The organism is Veillonella sp. HPA0037, assembly GCF_000411535.1.
Classification (GTDB): Bacteria; Bacillota; Negativicutes; order Veillonellales; family Veillonellaceae; genus Veillonella; species Veillonella atypica.
Map to the genome: position 1 here is coordinate 1,488,447 of NZ_KE150483.1, position 20,216 is coordinate 1,508,662.

The following is a 20,216-nucleotide window of genomic DNA, read 5'->3' on the forward strand; positions in this document are numbered from 1 at the left end:
GATTTATCACAGTTTCATTTTAATACAAGTTTATTAAAATTCTATTTTAAATTATATTATAATAAACTCTACGAATATAGATAATAAGAATAAACCTAATGGAAATATAGAGATTGATTTTGATTTTCTATTTTTTCTATATGGATTTTTATATCAGTTATATGAAAGACTTAACCTTAATGAATTTGTTAGAGAATACTTAAAAGAAAAAAGTATATTAAGTATTTAAGGTGTTTCTCTAGATTCTTTTGCTAGGCTAATGTTTATTTGTACGTAAAGTGTGTTTAATCGAAAGAGGTCAGAAATGTCTTTTGATAACTTAATAAATCAAATCAATAATATAGCTAAAACACAACGAGATAGAGGAACATATTTTGAATACCTGGTAAGAGCATATTTCTTAAATGAGCCTGCTTATAAAAATGAGTTTAAAAATGTTTGGATGTTATCAGATGTTCCAGATGAATATGGGATTCCAAAGACGGACATTGGAGTAGATTTGGTTGCTGAGAAGTATACAGGCAAGTTAGTGGCTATCCAAGCGAAGTTTTATAGTCACTCTATTCAAAAAAGCAATATAGATTCCTTTCTGAGTGAATTAGGTAAAGATTTTTATGAGTCAGGTATTATAGTAGCATCTACTGATAAATGGGGGAAAAATGCTGAAAAGGCATTGGAAGATAGAAGTGATGTAATTCGGATAGGGATATCTGATCTTAAAAATTCAAGAGTTGATTGGAATAAATTTTCTTTTGATAATCCAATGATAGTTTCTGTTAAAAATAAAAAGAAACTCAGATATTATCAAGAACATGTTATTAAGGCTGCAATTACTCACTTTGAAGAAAATTCTAGAGGCCAATTAATCATGGCACCTGGAACGGGAAAGACATTTACTAGCTTAAAAATAGCTGAAAGTTTAGCTAAACTTTCTAGTGAAGATCAATATAAAATTCTTTACTTAGTTCCAAGTATCCAACTTTTGACACAAACATTGAGAGGTTGGAATAGTGATACTGATATGACCATATCATCAATGGCTGTAACAAGTGATAGAAATGCTAGTAGGGGAAGTATAAAACAAGATGAATCAAATATAACAGTGAAAGCTAGTGATATTGGATTTCCAGCAACTACTTCATCAAAAAAAGTAGTTGAAAATTATCAGGCGTTAATGAAGCAACCGAAGAAAGATTTATTAGTTGTTTTTGGTACATATCAATCTATAGATGTATTAGGGGAAGCACAAAAAAATGGTTTTCCAGAATTTGATTTAATTATTGCAGATGAGGCTCATAGAACTACAGGAGCGAAGGCGCTAGGTGAAGATGCATCAGTTTTTACTAAGGTTCATAATGATGTAAATGTTAAAGCTAAAAAGCGTATGTATCAAACGGCTACACCTAAACTTTATGGTAGTGATGCAAAGAAGAAAGCTGTTGCAAATTCTATTGTTATTTCAAGTATGGATGATGAAAGTCTTTATGGAAAAGTCTTTTATCGCTTGGGTTTTGGAGATGCAATATCTCAAGATATTTTAACAGATTACAAATTAATGGTTTTAGCAGTTGATGAAAGTGTAGTTCAACGAGACATGCAGAAAGCATTATCAGATTCTGAAAATGGTTTGAATATTGATGATGTAGGACGTATTATTGGTGTTTGGAACGGAATGGTAAAGCGTGAAACTTTTTCTGATAAGGTTTCAGGTGAACCTATGCAACGAGCTATTGCATTTTCTAGGACAATAAAAGACAGTCAACGAATTTCTGAACAATTTGAAAATGTAGTTAATGACTATTTAAATAGTGGAGATAGTTATTCAGTGGCAGTCCGCCATGTTGATGGAGGCATGAATGCACTTGAAAAGAATGAAGCATTAGATTGGTTAGCTAGTAATGATATACCTGAAAATTCAGCACGTATTTTATCAAATGTTAGATTTTTAACTGAAGGAATAGATGTGCCTAATTTAGATGCAATTATTTTTCTTTCCCCAAGAAAATCTCAAATTGATATTGTACAAGCGGTAGGTCGCATTATACGGAAATTTGAAGGCAAAGATTATGGATATATTATTTTACCTATCGTGATACCGGCAGGTGAAAAACCTGAAACAATTCTAGATAATAATAAATCGTATGATGTGGTATGGCAAGTTTTAAACGCACTTAGATCTGTAGATGAGCGTTTTGAGGCTACAGTCAATAAATTAGAGTTGAATAAGTCTAAGCCTAAGAATATCAATGTTATTGGTGTAGGCAAGGCGCCGGATAATCCTCACTTTAATACAACGACTATGAAGGTTTCTGAAACGCAAAAACCATATCAAACTAAATTAGATTTTGATTGGGAAGCTGTCGAGGGGGCTATTTATGGAAAAATTGTTCAAAAAGTAGGTGATAGAAGATATCTTGAGGATTGGTCTAAAGATGTAGCTGATATTGCTCGTAGACATATTCAAGGAATTAATATTATTCTCAAAAATCATCAGAAAGGTAAAAATGCGTTTGATAAATTTTTATCTAGTTTGAAACATAATATTAATGAATCTATAGATAAAGAACAAGCTATAGAAATGTTGTCTCAACATTTGATTACATTGCCAATTTTTGATGCACTTTTTGGAGAATACAGTTTTATTAAAAATAATCCAGTTAGTGCAGCAATGGAAAAAATCGTAGAGGAACTCTCTAAATATGGATTTGAAAAAGAACAGAGAGGATTACAACCATTTTATGAATCTGTTCGTTTAAGAGCAGAAGGTATTGATAATGCAGAAGCAAAACAAAAAATCATTATAACATTATATGATAAATTTTTCTCTACTGGATTTAAAAATACAACGGAGCGGTTAGGAATTGTTTTTACCCCTGTTGCGGTTGTAGATTTTATCGTAAAATCTGTTGATTTTGCACTTAATAAATATTTTAATAAATCATTAGCAAGCGAGGGAGTTCATATTTTAGATCCTTTTACAGGGACAGGTACATTTATCACTCGGACATTGAACCATTTGAAGTTTTTGCTTGATAAAGGTGAAATCACTTATGATGATTTAGTTAGAAAATACACACAAGAATTACATGCTAATGAGATTGTATTATTGAGCTATTATATTGCAGCTATTAATATTGAGGCTGTTTTTGATGAAATAAATAGTGACGACCAAAGGCATATACCATTTGAAGGTATAGTTTTAACAGATACATTTGAATCTACAGAAATCGAAGATACATTAGATGACACTTTCTTTGGAACTAATGATCAACGACTTAAACGACAAAAAGAAAAGCCAATTACAGCAATTATTGGAAACCCTCCTTACTCTATTGGTCAATCAAATGCTAATGATAATAATCAAAATATTTCTTATCCAAATTTAGATAAAAGATTAGAAAATACTTATGTGACTAAGTCTAAATCATCGTTAAATAAAAGTGCATATGATAGTTATATTAAGGGGTTTCGATGGGCATCAGACCGTTTACAAGGAAAGGGCGTTATAGGATTTGTAACTAATGGCTCGTATCTTGATTCGAACTCAACTGATAGGATGAGAGCGTGTCTTTATAAAGAATTTAACTATCTTTATATTTTTAATCTTCGTGGCAATGCATTAGGCTTAGGGGAAACTCGTAAAAAAGAAGGCGGAAATATATTTGGTGGTGGAACAAGGACAACTACGGCAATATCTATCTTAGTGAAAGATGGCTCAGAAAATCACAATATTTATTATCATGACATCGGTGATTATTTATCTCAGAAAGAAAAGTTAAACATAATCTCCGAGTTTGAAGATATCTCAAAAATCCAGTGGAATGCTATTGTACCTGATAGAAATAATGATTGGCTAAATCAAAGAGATATTAATTATAAAAAATATGACAATATTGTAAAAGATGTTTTTAATAATAATGCTGTAGGAGTTAGTACCAATAGGGATGCATGGGTTGTGGGGTTTAGTAAAGACGCAACATTGCTTAATTCAAAACGACTTATTACTAATTATAATAGTGAACTTATAAGGTTATCTAAAGATATTGAATATAAGAATAATTTAAATCGGGACCGTAATTTTATTAAATGGAGTGAAAAATTAGAGAAAAGCTTTGACAATAAGAAGAAATTAAATTTTGATGACAAATATTTGTCCACCATATTATATCGACCTTTTACAAAAAAATGGATTTATTATCAAAATGAGCTTGTTGAACGTCCTGGACAATATTATAAAAAGTTTGGTAAAGACAATATTGTGTTGATGACAACTGGGCGAGGATCCTCAAGACCATTTTCCGCTATCGTATCTAAGAATATTCCAAGTTTAGATTTGCAAGAAAAAGGTCAAGGTTTTATGCGATATGATAATGATATTAGTGCAGATCAGCTATTTCAATCTCAGGATAATATGAATCCTTTATTTGCGGATAAACTAGGTTTAAGTCTAGATGATACATTTGCTTATGTCTATGGCTTGTTAAATTCTAAAGAATATCAACAAAAATATACTAACGATTTAAAGAAAGATTTTGCACGAATTCCAATTGTTAAATATAAAGAAAAGTATGTTGAAGTGGGGAAATCCCTTATAGATTTACATATTAATTATGAATCTGTTCCCATATATGAGGATGTTCATCTAAGTATATCTGATAAAGCGTCATATAAGGTTCATAAAATGAAGTTTTCAAAAAAACGTGATAAAAATGGTAAGTCAGTAGAGGATAAGACTACAATTATTTATAATAATGATATTATTATTAGCAATATACCTAAACAAGCCTATGAGTATGTTGTTAATGGTCGAACAGCTATTGAATGGATTATGGATCAATATCAAATAAAGACTGATAAAGCTTCTGGAATTGTTGATAATCCAAATGAATATAGTGATGATGAGAAATATATTTTTAATTTGTTGTTGAGAATCATTAATGTATCTATTCAAACTGTAAAACTAGTTAAAAGCCTTCCGCCACTCGAAATTGTGGAGTAAATTCATATTAAGGAAGATTATTTTAGGTGCTATTGGTGTTAAGTTTATTGATTAATAGTCATTTTAACTGTTATCTGAGTAGTTGCTGGTCTTATAGGCTGTGGGGAGGTAATTGTGTGTTTAGAAATATATCTACCTGAATTATATGATGATAATATATTAGTAATTGATAAGAGTCTTAATTTTTTTTATGGTAAAAATGGGACAGGAAAATCAACTTTAACTAACTTAATTGCAAAAAATGGTGATCAAAATGATTTAGCTGTTTTAACCTTTCAGGGCTTTGAATCTGTTTTAGGTGAAAATGACCTATTAAATGCAGTTGTTATAGGTGAACATAATAAAAAGATTGAATTACAAATTAAGAATAAGCAGAATAAAAAGAATGAATTAAAATCAGAATTGACAGAAATAGAAAAAAACTTTGATGTCACGTTTGAAGGAAGCACGGCATATGAGCTGAAGTTGCATGATTTGAATATAAGCATTGGGGAGAAAAAGAAAAATCGATTTTTAACAGACTTAGCAAGAAAGATTACAATGATTGATAATGGCTTACTTGTCGAAAACGCAAGAAGTTATAATAGAAATAATCTTATCAGTGATATACCAAATGCAAAGAGATTAAGTGAATCCGAATTAGAGAAATATAGTAATATCATAAATGCAAAAGTTTCTTCAAAATTAAAAGCCATTGATATTGAATTATTTAAATCACCAGAGGAAATATTACAACGTGTTAATGGTTTATTGGTAAAATATGTTAAAGAAAAGCCCATGATATCAGTAGAGTCGGAACTTGAAGAGTCTTTTCTGAAAAGTGGATTGCAACTTCATAGTATTGGTGCACGGTGTAAATTTTGCGGAAATATAATAGATGGAAAACGATATTCTGATATAAAAACTTATTTTGATGCAGATGAAGTTAAGTTAATTGATGTAGAAGTAGAAAAGTTAAAAGCTAAAATAAACCAAGATATTGTTGAACTAGAAAATATAAATTTGAATTTTGATGATATACAGAAGAGTTTTAAAGAGAATTTTGAACATGTTAAAAAACAATTAATGCTTGAAGTTAGAAAAGCAATTAATGGATATCAGATTTTTTTGAATGCTTTAGATAAAAAAAGACCGTATGAGGCTACTGAGTGTATTGAACTAGAAGAGTCTATTAGCTTTAAAAGTTATGTAGACAATCTTAATGATTATATAGTAAAGAATAATAATTTATTAGAAAATCTGGATGAAAATCAAAAAATTGCAAAGGAAAATCTTAGAAAACATTATATTGCGATAGGTTTAGAGGAACAGGAATATAAGGCTATTCAAGATGAAATTGATAAAAATCAAATAAAGAAATCAGTATTGGAGTCAAGACTTACGCCTTTATATAACCAAGCGATAGAGATAAAAAAGCAAATTACTGATATAGAGAGCGCGATAACTGATCTAATTAGCCAAACATTGAGTACAGAAAGATTAGTGGTAAATATTAATAAAAAGTTAGATGGATTAGTTGATTTTACTTTAGTGTTACAGACCAATACGACTAATAACTTAGAGTATTATGAAATCAAAAATAAAGCAGGAGAGATTAGAGATATAAGCAAATTATCAACAGGGGAGAAAAATCTAATTGCATTTTTATATTTTATAGAATTGCTAAATAGTGTTGAATATAGAGCAAAGAAAAAAATAATTGTTTTTGATGATCCCATGAATTCAAATGATGATACGGTTCAATATTTTATTATGGCAGAGCTTTCTCGGATTATTAAATTAGTTAAAAAAGATACTAATGACGATATTTTTATTTTATTAACACACAATATATTTTTTTATAGCGGGCTAGTCTATGATCTTATTAATGATCGTAGTAGTGGAAATGCGTATAATTTAAATAACTTCTTTAGATTACTAAAATTTGATGGAAGAGTATCTATTCAAAAAGTAACTAAAAAAGGAGACGATTTTACTAATACATATGATAGTTTATGGCATGAATTAGCTTTGCTTTACTATTTAGACAAACCAAGAATGATGTTAAATCCAATTCGTAGAATTATAGAAAGTTTTGTTATATTTAATGGTATTGAAGGATTTTATAAAGATGATGGAGAAGCTAAGCGGTTATTTAATGTTAATTCTCATGGGAGTGTTGAGTGCGAAGTAGATTTAGTTGGTAAAGATAAAGAATATATCATTAATAAAATGAAAACATTGTTTGTGAATAACAACTATGGATGTCATTTTAATAAAAAATGGAAGTACTGGAAGGAACACTGTGATACTAGTAGTTTAGCTCACTAATAGTTCTTATTAGTAAGTCAATTTATAAGCCATTTTTTTGCCTAATGGGGTTACCCAATAAATTTGATGATTTAAAGTTATTTAAAAAGAAAGTTAGTTACCATAAAATACTGATAAAGACTGGCTTTTTTATATGTTTTGTAAAAATTGTAAATTAGAAATTTTAGCGAGATAAAATTCCTAAACTGCGTGTCACTGGTTCGATTCCGGTTAGGCGCACCAGTATAAGCAAATGGGTATAAGGTTTTGACAGACCTTATACCCATTTTATTATTATAAAAATTGTGCTACGACGATATAATTAAATTTAGGTTTTAAAACCCAAAGCATGGTATCAAAACATAAAATTAGGCTTTGAAACCTTAAAATGATATAATAGATATAGGATTAGGTTTTAAAACCCATTTGGCGAGGAGGTGTGTGCATGTCATTAGTATCGCGACCATATTATTTAGATTTTCTTCGAAGACATAAAGATAGACCTATTATTAAAGTTGTTTCTGGTATACGGCGTTGTGGTAAATCTACGTTGTTTAAGCTATTTCAAGATGAGTTATTAGCCGATAATGTAACTGCCGAACAAATTATTGATATTAATTTTGAGTTGATGGAGTATGATAAACTAAGAGATTATCGGGCTTTATATGAATACATTAATGAACGGATTATTCCAAGTAAAAAAATGTATCTGTTTCTCGATGAAATTCAGCATGTACCATCGTTTGAGCGTGTAGTAGATAACTTCTTTGTACAAGATAATATTGATATATATATTACAGGTTCTAATGCTTATTTTATGTCATCTGATATGGCTACACTTCTCACAGGTCGCTATGTACAAATTGAGATGCTTCCCTTATCTTATAAGGAATACGTCGATGCGTATAGTGAAAGTGGGCTTTCACGAATGGTATTATATGAAAAATATGTAAGTGAAGGCTCATTCCCAGGGCTTTTACATATGTCGAAAAATTGGCAAGGACGGCAGGATTATCTACAAGGTTTATTTAATACCGTTGTTTTAAAAGATATTGTTGATCGATTAAAAATTGCAGATATTAAATTACTTGAAAGTATTGTGAGATATATTTTTGCCAATATTGGCAGTTTGATTAATCCCACAAAGATTGCGAATTCATTAACAAGCGCAGGTCGAAAGGTAGATAACAAAACTGTAGAACGTTATCTTCGGGGATTAGAAGATAGTTTACTGTTATATAATACGGAGCGATTTGATGTGCGTGGCAAAGAGTTATTAAGATTACGTTCTAAGTATTATGTAGTGGATATGGCTTTTAAGCAACTATTACTATCTGATATTAACCGTGATAGGGGGCATATATTAGAGAATGTTGTATACCTTGAGTTGCGGCGTCGAGGATATACAGTATATGTTGGTCAATTAGCAAAGGGGGAAATAGATTTCGTTGCTCAAAAGCCTGGTGGAATATTAGAGTATTACCAAGTATCAGAAAGTGTATTGGATCCAACTACTAGAGATAGAGAGTTAGCACCATTAGAAGCGGTTAAGGATCAGTATCCTAAATTTTTACTTACTATGGATGAGCTCTATAAACCTCATAATTATAATGGAATTCAGCAATGTAATGTATTAGATTGGTTATTAGGGATGTGATCATTCACATCCCTATTTTTGTGCCTATATGTTGTTATTTAAGATACTTATAAATTATGCTGTTTAATTTATAAAGAATGATATAATAAGATAAAATAGGATATTTGTATACATTTGTTAAGTAAAGGTGCATTCTTATGAGTTTCTCCAATTGGATTCAAGAAAAATTATTCGACAATTACGAAGAGTGGCGTTTGAAGAGCCCTGATTATAATCGGAACGGTTTTAACATAGTAGGAATAGATAATACCTTACAGGCTATGCATGATGGATTTTTTATGTATATAGAATTATACCCACCTTGTGCCATCGATGGCTGCACTGCGATGAAAGCACGTGTAGGAAAAACACCGGATGCAGTAGATATATTCTTAGATATTAATGATAAAACCTATCGTATGGCAGATGTAAGTTATCCTGATGCGGTACAGATGATGCGGGCTTTTGTGAAGAAACGTCGGTTGCCTGACCGTAGCCTGTTTGTAGAAACAGTAAAAATAGATGTTAAACAAATTAAGTCAACTTTTGCAGAGTTAGCAGCGTTATTACTTGGCGATACGAAACAAGCTAAATCTTTCATGTCCAAGGTAAAGCTAACATCTATGGATGATATAGAAGATGATTGGTGGAACCTCTATGAGAAACTACAGTCTAAAGGTCGCGCTGTAGAGATATCTTTAAAAATTGAATTAGAGGATTTTCTTTATCATGTGCAGAAGTTAATACGTAACAAGTCTTTAGATACTAGCGAAAATCTAACTATTGATACAGTCGCATTTGATGACAGTCAATGTATTGGGGACTGGTGCGCACATTTTAATTCCACGTGGAAAAACCATAAGTTAGTAGGTATGGACATCGGTACAGATAGTTTAGTGCTCATGGTACTTTCAAATGAGGAATTTAAAAGAGCCCAAGAACTAGCGAAAGAATTATTACATAGAATCGATGTAGCTGAACGTTTGTGATGTAACGAAAATTATAATGTAGTGGCACGATTATAATGTGGCCGTATTTATAAAAAGGTTGTAATTCTTAACTGTAAACAATTTGCACTGTATAAATGTGATGAATAGGAGAGAATCATATGAGTGTTGTACGTCTACCAGAATATGAAGCAGAGTTTGAGCCGGAAGTATTTGAAATTTATGCATTGCCGCGTAGCGATGCGAATGGGGCTAGTCCTTATTTAGATAAGTACCATAGACCATTAGTGTCCACCGATGCTATCCTAGATACTCGAACTGGCGTGCTTGACCGTAGCGAAGGCATTTTGACATGGATTATAGAGGGCCTTGATGATAGATGGGGTTATTCTTTTGAGCCGCACGGTGTCTATAAATTATTAGTTAAGAAAGCTAAGCTCATAGAGGATTTAGGCTATATGCGCCCCTCTTGGAATAATCGCTATTATGTGCTCGAGGTGTTAGAGGAACATGCTAAACATAGCGAGTTAGAGGCGTTGTCAGCTTATTTGAAAACCCCTAAATACTTTCATACTGACAGGGGTGACTTCCTGTTAAATCGAGAGTATCAATATTACACAGCGAGAATTGATGATTATGCATTCACCCTTGATGTAGACGAGGGTTCTGATGAAAGCTGTACCGTAGCGTTGTCGGCTTTCAATACAATCGATAATTTCAAAGAATTTGAACAACGAATTAGTACCTATATTAGTGAGACCTTATTAGATCTTGCTAATGATTGGCTCGACAATGATGACCAAGACCCGATTACGGCAGAAATATTTGCCAAGCGTATTACTATGGGCGAATTGGCGTTCCGCAATGATGGCACCATAGAGGTTTATTATGACGATGACGATATTTTCTGGGGACACTGCATCATAGCCAATATTGATGCGGAGGGGAATCCTGTACATGCGGATATTGCAGGATAATCAATTAATGGAGAGTCCTAATGAGAAAATCGGAATTAATGACATTGTGGAATGTTGAAAGCTGGACTGTAGAACCGCATGGGGTTTACTTTGTAGCCCGTCAATTAGCGGCCGATGGAGTAGCAAATCACGAAGATCAGACAATAGAGACTCAAGTAGAAAATGTAGAACAAGCCTTCAAAAGCTTCAATATTAGCTGCTCTGGTTATACAGAAGACGAGATGCTTTCACTAACATTTTGGCCACAGTTATATGCTAAATTAGATGAATTAGACCGAGTGGCACAGAAAATCATCCAAAAGGAGATGCCTCCAGATGATCCTGTGGTGCTAAAACTAACAGATATTATGCTAGATACATCCGGCTGCTATGGCGCATTTGCACTAGGTTATGATATGGGCGAACCGACCGCGGGACAACTATATGTATTAGTATCTTTTGATGAAAATTTTACGGCTCGACAAGATGTTATATATGAAACGCTCTAGAGTACTTGTTAGCAATGGAGCTGTTTGTATAGCTGAGTTAAGCTGAGAGTCTATTGGATGTTAGTATGGCAAGGCTTAACTATCAATATAAATAATAAACAGGAGAGAGACGATGGAAAATCTGTATAAAGAATTAAGAAGCTTTTTTGCCAATGATATGGATCTAAATGATTTATTTGATTCCGAAGCTATCATCTGGATTGACTGGCGCGAGTATGACGAAGATGTGGTGAATTATTTTAATGATATGATGGATGAGCCTATCAATATTCAAACGGTTAGTAATGGCAAGCCCTATGGTGACGATATTGTGCTAAAAAAGGGCGATAAAGAGCTGCAAATTCCTTACGGTGATGAGCAAGATCGAGATGTGACCATCAAATATTTCAACGACTTTATTAAGCCTGATTATGAGGTGCGTTGGTTTGTTGAAAGCCTTGGCAACGATACACTCGGATTTACCGTGCTTTCAGGGGCAGAATGGGCCAAATTAGACGATGAATTTGGGGCGGATACGGTTCGCTATTATTTTGAACCTATCGATTTTGAAAGCGACATGTTTAATCTAGGCATGGATGAAGTCTTTGCGTTGCTTGCATTACGAGAAAATAGTGAAGGCGTTAATACTCAATTTAGTACACAATTAGACTGGATTAGAATCATAAATAAAGAAAAGACCTTGGCTGAACAAAAAGAGAACGGACAAATTGACTTGAAACAATACATGGTCGCTAAAAAAGAACTACAACAGATTAAGGATGACTTTGTAGCAACCCATGGCGAGATGGAATAAGAGCTGTTGTCCTAAAGGAGATTCATATGGCTATTGACGGTGTGAAAATCATAGATAGTGATGATGGCCATGATATTTATAATGCCATTGTTGAACGGTACAAGGATGGTGTCAGTATTGATACCATAATTTCTGAGATTTTAAATGAGGAACAAAACTTTTGTACTGACGAGTTTTATACAGAGATTTATTGGACTGCTGTGGCCTATTCGTTGTGGAAGATAGGCCATCTACCGGATGTCGTCAAAGAGAAAGCCTTAGACATAATCGCTCAGGGTCCTCACGAGTTTTGGCTAGAAATTGATAGTAAGGCTCTTAAACAGCGTCAAAAGGTATTAGATAAGTTAGCAGTACAGCTACAGAGCGAAAATCCAAAGCCGTTTAAGGTTCGTAAATCTAAAACGAAGAGAGAACCTCATTTTAAGGTGGGCGACGTATTAGCTGTTAAGTTTGAAACCGAGTATGGCGCCGTCTTTGTGTCTGAAGTAGATCAATCACCGCGGAAAATCGAATATCATTTAGCCTGTACGCGGCTTTTACAAGAAGAAAAACCAACAATGGAGCAGATTTTAAATAGTAAAATCGCATGCCGGAAAGATAATACAAATTTCGGTATCGATACAGACTGTTGGTTCAATCATAAAGACTTAGGTATGTTGCTAGATGATTTGGAAGTCATCGGAACCGTTGAACTCTATCCGTGTAAACTATGGAAACTAGCACCAGCAGGTACGTTGGAGGATATCTATGAGGAGATTACAGATAATCCTAGGGTTGGAAAACTGCGTCTCGTAGATACTTATGAACTGGTGAAAGAGGTTATTGAGAAATTATAAAGATAGATATATGAAAATGTAATTATAAAGGTATAACTAAAATGGATACAGCAATTCAAACATATATAGAAACTGTACAAGTCAACGATATACCGTGGCATCGGTTAACGACCACCTACGGACGTGCCACAGATTTCCCTGAGGCGCTTGATGTGTTGTGGAACATGGAAAGCATTGAAACTGTTGATGTGGCTGGTGAGGCGTTAGAACTCAATATTGAGCACCAATCAACGTTGTGGCATGCGACACCATTCGCGATGATTTTCTTGCTTCGTATTTTTAAGAAAGCTCAAGAAGTGAGCGCTCATAATGCGGTAGCGCAGTATTTAGCAGAACAATTGGTTGAGTTGTTTACTGTGATTGCTGAGTGCATTCGAGATGGTCTTATGCTAGAGCATGCAGATCCATTGCCGAACTTTGAGGATATGCTCAACGAAGAATACCTTTGGTCTGAAGAATATGATGAAGACGAAGACGTTCTTAGATTTGAGGAAGATGACGTATTCCCTGATGATTTATTCTTTAGCTTTTATTATTACTCCCTGCAAATACTTTTGTTAGCTATTCCGCTATTAGATACATCTGATGAAGGAGAGGCTAAATTGCTAGGATTAATTTCTGCTAATAGGAGCGTGTAAGATGGACTATTTAGATATATTGCGAAATGATGCCAAGTTAGCTGAAGATTTTGATACGCTATTCGATTTTCGTTTGCTAGATGCGTTGGAGGAACGTGATACTGCTGAAGGTCGCTGCACATTCTCTTTGCCGGGTATGGCATTTGCTGTAGATGGTGCTGGCGGTGAATATCATCTATTGGAGGATGGATCCATAGGTTATTGGAGTAGTGAGGGTGCTGCGGGCCGTTTGGCTGAAAGTATGGATGATTTGTTTCATTTGATTGTTTTTAGTATTTGTTGGCATGATTACTGTGACTCAAGTAAGTATGCTGATGTGGCAACACTTGAAGAATATGGTCAAAATAAGCAGTTGGACATTATCTCTTATTCGCCGATGGAACTTTGGGAACCCATTGTGAAAGCTTTGCATATGCCCATAGACATGAAACTTTCACCTGTTTTACAGAAATTCTATGATGCGGCGCATCGTGAATCTGTATATGCTTGCTATTTCCATGAAGATGATGGGAGCATTACGGAATCAGAACATCTATTTTTCTAGTGTGTAGAAGGATTTGTGAAAGGATTTAATTATGGGACTTATTGCAAATTATAGCTGTTTAAGCGATGTAAATTTAAAAGAGCTTAAAGCCATGGGCTCAGAAGAAGAGGAAATTCTTGAAAGTGTTGAAGAGTGGAATGACGACGATGAGTTATTGCTTGATATCGACAAGATGTGGGATGTACTCCATTTTGTGCTAACTGGTGTGGGCACTGACCATAAAGACGATAAAAATCCTCTTAGCCAAGCGGTACTAGGTGTAATGGCTGTTGAGGATATATCAGACTATGTAGCATATACAGAACACAATCATTTAGCCAATATCGTGGCAGCTCTAGATCAATTTGATATTGAAAGTGCACTCGAATCTTTTGATATGAAAGCCTGCAAAGAAGCAGAATTGTATCCAAATATCTGGGACTATGAAGAAGAAGAGGAAGAAATCAAAGACGAAATTCTTCACGATTTTGAACAAATGAAACGCTTTTATAAGCAAGTGCTAGAGGCTAACGGGCATGTGCTTGTATCGATTTGCTAGGCCCCTTATAATCTGTTGGACATGGCCCTGGTTATAGATATACTAATTATAGGACTGACGAAGATGAGGAATTGTAAATGGCAGTGTTAACAGAAAAGCAAATTAAATATGGCTTTGACTACTATCATAAGGATGAGAAACAACTAAAATCTGTGGTTGAGGTTTCTGAATATGATGGTGAAGACAAGCTGATGATTAACTGCACACAGCTAGATGCGCCTTATTCTGCTAAAGATAAGAAACGCATTTTACAGGAATGGTGTGATTTTTTAGTTGAACATCCAGATACTTTTACAGAGCTCATGTTTTGTACAAGAATGCCACAAGAGTTATTTGATGCGGTGTGTACCCAACGGAGACTCAAAAAATTACATATAAAATGGGGCGTTTATCCAGATATTTCAAAATTAGAGAACTTACAAGAACTAGAATATCTACACATTGGGTCCGGAAGAAGTGTATCGAGCTTAGAGCCTATTTCAAGATTAGTAAATTTAGTAGCTCTGTCGATTGAAAACTTTCAACAAATTGATGATTATGCGCCATTAGCTAATCTAAAACATCTTGAAAGTCTTGCCTTAGAAGGTGATTTCGCGGCTCCTAAAATTCTTAAGGTTCAATCCTTAGAATTTTTACACTATATGAAACAGTTGCGCTTTTTTAGCTTTTTAACGGCAAAGGTGATAGATAAAGATTACTCTCCCGTTTTAGAACTCAATAATCTAGAACATCTTACATTAAAATCTTGTAAAGAGGTTAAGCAGTTGTATCCTCAATTAATTAAATTACCAAAGTTGAAGTATGGCACTGTATTAGAACGACCGGAATTATATGAGTAATAAATTATGAAAAGGCAATAATTACAATGGACAAAGCACGTAAAAAGGAATTATTGAAAGACTATAAAGCTAAAGAAAAACAGAATTTTCAAGATAGCTTACCTATGGACGAAGAGTTGTTTTGGAATCTCTTTGACTATGTAGACGAGAAATTAGAGGCGAATGACGGTTGCGACCATAGTTTGACTTTCACAAGAGAATTTTTAGAAACACAAAAGGTAGATGTTGAAAGCGTACTAGATTGGATTATCAACGAAGGTGGCGGTTGTGATTGCGAGGTTCTCTACAATGTAGAGGAACGTTTTGAAGAGTACCGTTAATAGTATTTTCTATAGTTAATTCCTTTTATTTACAAGTGTTACCATAAAGGTTTATAGTATAGGCATGTGATGTAATTATTCACATGCCTATTTTCTTTATAAGGAGGACGCTATGCAACACGTTCAAACCCGCAGTACTACATCCGCGTTAGTACTCACAGCCGTATTGATTGCCCTCGCTACATTGCTTACAATGTATACGAAAATTCCAGTACCTGGCATACGCGGCTATTTCAATGTTGGAGATGTCGTTATCATGACATCCGCTTTATTATTAGGTCGAAAATATGGCGCCTATATTGGTGCTATTGGGCCAGCGCTAGCTGATTTATTCCTCGGCTATGCAGTCTTTGTACCAATCACCTTTGTGGTGAAAGGCATTGAAGGCTATCTTGTCGGTACTGTCTATAACAATAAGACAACTACCTCTGCTTTGGTAGCGACTGTCGTAGGTGGTATTATTATCGTAGCAGGCTACTTTATCGCCGAATACTTCGTATTTGATCCAGGCGTAGCCATTGCTAGTATTGTGACCAATACCATTCAAGCCGTTATGAGCGTTATTATTAGCATGATTCTCTATGCTATCTTGCGTAAACGCCTGAGGTAGTAAATTGACAGTCTCTAGAATTCAGACTATATTATAAGTACAAAAGAGCCAATTAACGTGTTCTAGGCGTTAGGCTCATCAAAGAATTGAGAATTTGATAAACCTAACGTGTCTAAGTATTACAGTACTTAGTCGCGTTAGGTTTATTTTTTGGCTTAGGTTGTATTAATATTATTTGTTGGATAAAACATAAGTTCGACATATAATGTAATTAAGATAGTCGACGAGGTTGGGTCGCCCTTTTTCTTTGAAGGGGGTGAAGCCTATGAGTGCCTACGAAATCATTATGATTGTCCTTGGGATTTTAACTGTAGTTATTTCCTTTGGAGCATTGATAGTGCTGATTTGTCGTAATAACGACAAATAGCCCTTCGTTACCAACTGGTAGCTGAAAACGAAAGGCCATTTCTGCATGTTTTATAATGTTTTGGGATGAGCCTGACGGAACCACTCGTCGACTATCTCTTTACTACATTATAAAGGGGTTGACATATATAGTCAATTCGAACTAGAGACGTAAATTGGTAGTCTCTAGAATATATATTAATAGAAATTATTGTGTTGTGTGTTATGATTGGTGAACGTTTATGCTTAGAGTTATATGTTTGTTTTTATTGTTAGTTGTTTTAAGTCCTTTTCCTGTTTTTGCAGATGATATGGAACTAGATAGCAATGATCTTTCTTCATTTGTGGGTAAAATAGAAGAACAGAAATTCATTCCAGTTGAGACGATGAAAAAGATGGGGCTTAGACCGTATAGTGTTCCATTGACTATTACTACAGATGCTCAAGGAAATGTTATTTCTGTTGAATTAACGCCTAATCAGGACCTATCTGACGACACGGCTTATTTGGAATTAGTTCAGGTTGCTAAAAATATAGTATGGAATGTAGGCAATATTGGTGTCGAGAAAGCGACAACTGTATTGGTATCTTTTGAATTCAGTTTACAATAGTGTTGTGAATAATTAAATGAATCATCGAAGTCTCATCTATAAGGCTTTCATAGTCATAGGTATAATATGGTATAATACTTTCATTATGTAGTGAAAAAGGAGATCTAAATGGCAAATTTACCTAATTGCCCTAAGTGCGGCGATGAGTACACATACGAAGATGGTCATATGTTTATCTGCCCTATGTGTGGCAATGAATGGACAGCAGCTGACGCACAAGCTGCAGCTGAAGCAGGTATCATTCGCGATGCTAACGGCAATGAACTAGCTGATGGCGATACCGTTGTTGTTGTAAAAGACCTCAAAGTAAAAGGCGCTGGCGTATTGAAACAAGGTACGCGTGTTAAAAACATTCGCCTCGTTTCTGATGCGAGCGACGGACACGATATCGATTGCAAAATCGATGGCTTTGGTGCGATGGCATTGAAATCTGAAATGGTTAAGAAAATCTAATCATGGAATCCCTACCGATAGAACGTCGGTAGGGATTTTTTCGTGGTATAATCAAGGTATAATGTGTTACGTAAATTTGTATAATTTTGAGGAGCAATTATGATATCTCAGGAGGAATTAAGGGCGTGTACGTATAATTTATTAAAGGAGCGAGGCGTTACCGTTCAGGACATTGCAGATATTGTGATGATGATTCAACAACCATATATTCCTGATTTGACGATGGACGAGTGCGTAGAGAGTGTACAGGCCGTACTTGAAAAACGAGAAACACAAAATGCCATCATTACGGGCATAGAATTGGATAGATTGGCGGAGCAGAAGAAATTATCTGAACCACTACAAAGTATCATGACTCGTGATGAAGCGTTGTTTGGTATTGATGAAATCCTCGCTTTATCCATTGTGAATTTATACGGATCTATTGGATTTACGAACTATGGTTATATTGATAAGGTAAAACCGGGCATTGTTAAAAATCTAGATAGTCAAGTTGATAGTCACTGCAATACGTTTCTTGATGATTTAGTTGGTGCCGTGGCGGCCGCTGCAGCAGGTCGCATTGCCCATAATACGCCGAATCGGGTGCACCATGTCGTTGTGGAGGGATAGAACATGAACGTTTTAGTCGTAATTGATATGCAACATGATTTTGTGGATGGCTCTCTTGGTTCTCCAGAGGCTCAGGCCATCGTGGATAATGTACGTCAAAAAATTGCATCCTTTGATGGACCTGTTATTTTTACACGAGATACTCACGATACTAATTATCTTGAAAGCCAAGAAGGTCAGCATTTGCCAGTTGTGCATTGTGTGAAAAATACGATTGGTTGGCAAATTATGGAGAGCCTCATTACGGCCGCAGAAAAACGCAATACCATCCATCCGTACTTTATCATTGATAAACCTAATTTTGGATCCTCTGAATTGGTTACGCGTTTGCAAGGTATGAATACAGCTGAGCCTATTGAAAGTATAACCTTGGTCGGTGTTTGTACAGATGTGTGCGTTGTGTCGAATGCCATATTGTTGAAAGCTGGATTACCAGAGGTTCCAATTCATGTAGATTCAAAGTGCTGTGCTGGGGTTACACCAGAGTCTCATGAAGCAGCATTGGCTACGATGAAAATGTGTCAGTGTGTTATTGATTAATAAAAAATTTTCTTTCCATTGCCATTTAAGGGTGTCGATCATATACTATCGATACCCTTTTTCTTGTGTACAAAGCAAACTGGTTTTATTCAATAGGCGGTGATATATTGACGATTCTCTATATAGATAGTACAATATATAAAGAATGATAATTCGTATCAGTTAAAATAATAATATGAATATGTTGCTTGTTGATGAGCATGTATTTGGATGTAATTAATTGATTCTATAATACCGATGCAGGTGCATCGAATCGCTTTCACCAGAACGATACGTACTGATACATATCGTTCCATGCCCTAAATTTAAGGAGGACTGTTATGAAACCTTTCGAACTCGCACCATTACCGTATGCTTACGATTATCTTGAGCCTGTTATCGACGCAGAAACAATGAAATTGCATCATGATAAGCATCATCAAGCGTATGTTAATAATTTGAATGCTGCTATCGCGAAATACCCTGATTTAGCTTATGGCTGTGTAGACTGTATCCTCGGCGATATTGCCAATGTGCCAGAAGACATCCGCCAAGCGGTTATCAACAACGGTGGCGGTCACAAGAACCACACCATGTTCTGGGATATCATGACAAAACCAGATACGTCTAAATTGGAAGGCTCTTTGAAGGACGCTATCGATGCTGATTTAGGTGGCTATGATGCCTTTGTTGAAAGCTTTTCTAATGCTGCAGCAACACGCTTTGGATCTGGTTGGGCATGGCTTGTTGTCAACAAGGACGGAAAATTAGAAGTAACATCTACTGCGAACCAAGACAATCCTTTGTTAGAAGGTAAAACAGCTATTCTTTGCTTAGACGTTTGGGAACATGCATATTACTTGCACTATCAAAATCGTCGCCCGGACTATATCAAGGAATTCTTCCGCGTTATTAACTGGGATAAAGTTTCTGAAAACTACGAAAAAGCATTGAAACCTCATCATCAATAAGATAGCTTTAAATCCTCTCAAAACTAGATATATTTTAATAGATAACGGATAGTTGATATATTCTCCTCCATACTTGACTGGGGATGTATTATCTATCCGTTATTTATATATAAAAATTTTGATATTTTTAGAAAGAACTTTCAAAAGTATAGCCATGGATACAGATTTTCTAATCGATATCATTTATCATAGTGTCATAGGTTATGTTAGATAAATCTTTCACAGTATATATTGCCTTGTATACACAGTGG

19 protein-coding genes are annotated in these 20,216 nt (G+C 34.6%); all 19 read left to right on the top strand.

Annotated features, from left to right (window positions below; translation table 11 throughout):
• Positions 1-304 precede the first annotated feature (304 nt).
• The 19 genes from HMPREF1477_RS06760 (at position 305) to HMPREF1477_RS06850 (ending at position 19,965) form a co-directional block, all read left to right on the top strand.
• Positions 305-4,999 (top strand): type ISP restriction/modification enzyme, encoded by a 4,695-nt coding sequence (locus HMPREF1477_RS06760; protein WP_016476323.1) that lies wholly within the window; start codon positions 305-307, stop codon positions 4,997-4,999.
• A gap of 114 nt (positions 5,000-5,113) precedes the next feature.
• Positions 5,114-7,309: an AAA family ATPase gene (locus HMPREF1477_RS06765; RefSeq protein ID WP_016476324.1), complete on the top strand. Its 2,196-nt coding sequence runs from the start codon at positions 5,114-5,116 to the stop codon at positions 7,307-7,309.
• A 424-nt stretch (positions 7,310-7,733) separates the two neighbouring features.
• Complete coding sequence (locus HMPREF1477_RS06770; RefSeq protein ID WP_016476325.1) at positions 7,734-8,945, top strand: ATP-binding protein; 1,212 nt, start codon at positions 7,734-7,736, stop codon at positions 8,943-8,945.
• Between the two features lie 137 nt (positions 8,946-9,082).
• Positions 9,083-9,913 carry a DUF6630 family protein gene (locus tag HMPREF1477_RS06775; RefSeq protein ID WP_016476326.1) on the top strand — a complete coding sequence of 277 codons (831 nt, stop codon included), beginning with the start codon at positions 9,083-9,085 and terminating at the stop codon, positions 9,911-9,913.
• A gap of 119 nt (positions 9,914-10,032) precedes the next feature.
• On the top strand, positions 10,033-10,848 hold the full coding sequence (locus HMPREF1477_RS06780; RefSeq protein ID WP_016476327.1) for a DUF2262 domain-containing protein: 816 nt from the start codon (positions 10,033-10,035) through the stop codon (positions 10,846-10,848).
• A gap of 20 nt (positions 10,849-10,868) precedes the next feature.
• Complete coding sequence (locus HMPREF1477_RS06785; RefSeq protein WP_016476328.1) at positions 10,869-11,336, top strand: hypothetical protein; 468 nt, start codon at positions 10,869-10,871, stop codon at positions 11,334-11,336.
• 112 nt (positions 11,337-11,448) lie between these two features.
• A complete protein-coding gene (locus tag HMPREF1477_RS06790; RefSeq protein WP_016476329.1) occupies positions 11,449-12,129 on the top strand; it encodes a hypothetical protein in 681 nt (226 codons plus the stop codon).
• A gap of 26 nt (positions 12,130-12,155) precedes the next feature.
• Entirely contained in the window at positions 12,156-12,965 is an 810-nt protein-coding gene (locus HMPREF1477_RS06795) for a hypothetical protein (RefSeq protein ID WP_016476330.1), read from the top strand.
• Positions 12,966-13,006: 41 nt separating this feature from the next.
• Positions 13,007-13,603 (top strand): hypothetical protein, encoded by a 597-nt coding sequence (locus HMPREF1477_RS06800; RefSeq protein WP_016476331.1) that lies wholly within the window; start codon positions 13,007-13,009, stop codon positions 13,601-13,603.
• A 1-nt stretch (position 13,604) separates the two neighbouring features.
• On the top strand, positions 13,605-14,147 hold the full coding sequence (locus tag HMPREF1477_RS06805; protein ID WP_016476332.1) for a hypothetical protein: 543 nt from the start codon (positions 13,605-13,607) through the stop codon (positions 14,145-14,147).
• A 31-nt stretch (positions 14,148-14,178) separates the two neighbouring features.
• Positions 14,179-14,685, top strand: coding sequence for a YfbM family protein (locus HMPREF1477_RS06810; protein WP_016476333.1), 507 nt, complete (start codon positions 14,179-14,181; stop codon positions 14,683-14,685).
• Positions 14,686-14,762: 77 nt separating this feature from the next.
• A complete protein-coding gene (locus tag HMPREF1477_RS06815; RefSeq protein ID WP_016476334.1) occupies positions 14,763-15,524 on the top strand; it encodes a hypothetical protein in 762 nt (253 codons plus the stop codon).
• 26 nt (positions 15,525-15,550) lie between these two features.
• Positions 15,551-15,844, top strand: coding sequence for a DUF2695 domain-containing protein (locus HMPREF1477_RS06820; RefSeq protein ID WP_016476335.1), 294 nt, complete (start codon positions 15,551-15,553; stop codon positions 15,842-15,844).
• A 112-nt stretch (positions 15,845-15,956) separates the two neighbouring features.
• Positions 15,957-16,454 carry an ECF transporter S component gene (locus HMPREF1477_RS06825; RefSeq protein WP_016476336.1) on the top strand — a complete coding sequence of 166 codons (498 nt, stop codon included), beginning with the start codon at positions 15,957-15,959 and terminating at the stop codon, positions 16,452-16,454.
• Positions 16,455-17,110: 656 nt separating this feature from the next.
• Complete coding sequence (locus HMPREF1477_RS06830) at positions 17,111-17,410, top strand: hypothetical protein (RefSeq protein ID WP_071600948.1); 300 nt, start codon at positions 17,111-17,113, stop codon at positions 17,408-17,410.
• Between the two features lie 108 nt (positions 17,411-17,518).
• Positions 17,519-17,863: a zinc ribbon domain-containing protein YjdM gene (locus tag HMPREF1477_RS06835; RefSeq protein WP_016476338.1), complete on the top strand. Its 345-nt coding sequence runs from the start codon at positions 17,519-17,521 to the stop codon at positions 17,861-17,863.
• 99 nt (positions 17,864-17,962) lie between these two features.
• Complete coding sequence (locus tag HMPREF1477_RS06840) at positions 17,963-18,475, top strand: phosphatidylglycerophosphatase A (RefSeq protein WP_016476339.1); 513 nt, start codon at positions 17,963-17,965, stop codon at positions 18,473-18,475.
• 3 nt (positions 18,476-18,478) lie between these two features.
• The gene (locus HMPREF1477_RS06845; RefSeq protein ID WP_016476340.1) at positions 18,479-19,015 is read left to right on the top strand and encodes a cysteine hydrolase family protein; all 537 of its coding nucleotides are present in this window, start codon (positions 18,479-18,481) and stop codon (positions 19,013-19,015) included.
• Positions 19,016-19,335: 320 nt separating this feature from the next.
• Complete coding sequence (locus HMPREF1477_RS06850) at positions 19,336-19,965, top strand: superoxide dismutase (protein ID WP_016476341.1); 630 nt, start codon at positions 19,336-19,338, stop codon at positions 19,963-19,965.
• The last annotated feature ends 251 nt before the right edge of the window (positions 19,966-20,216 follow it).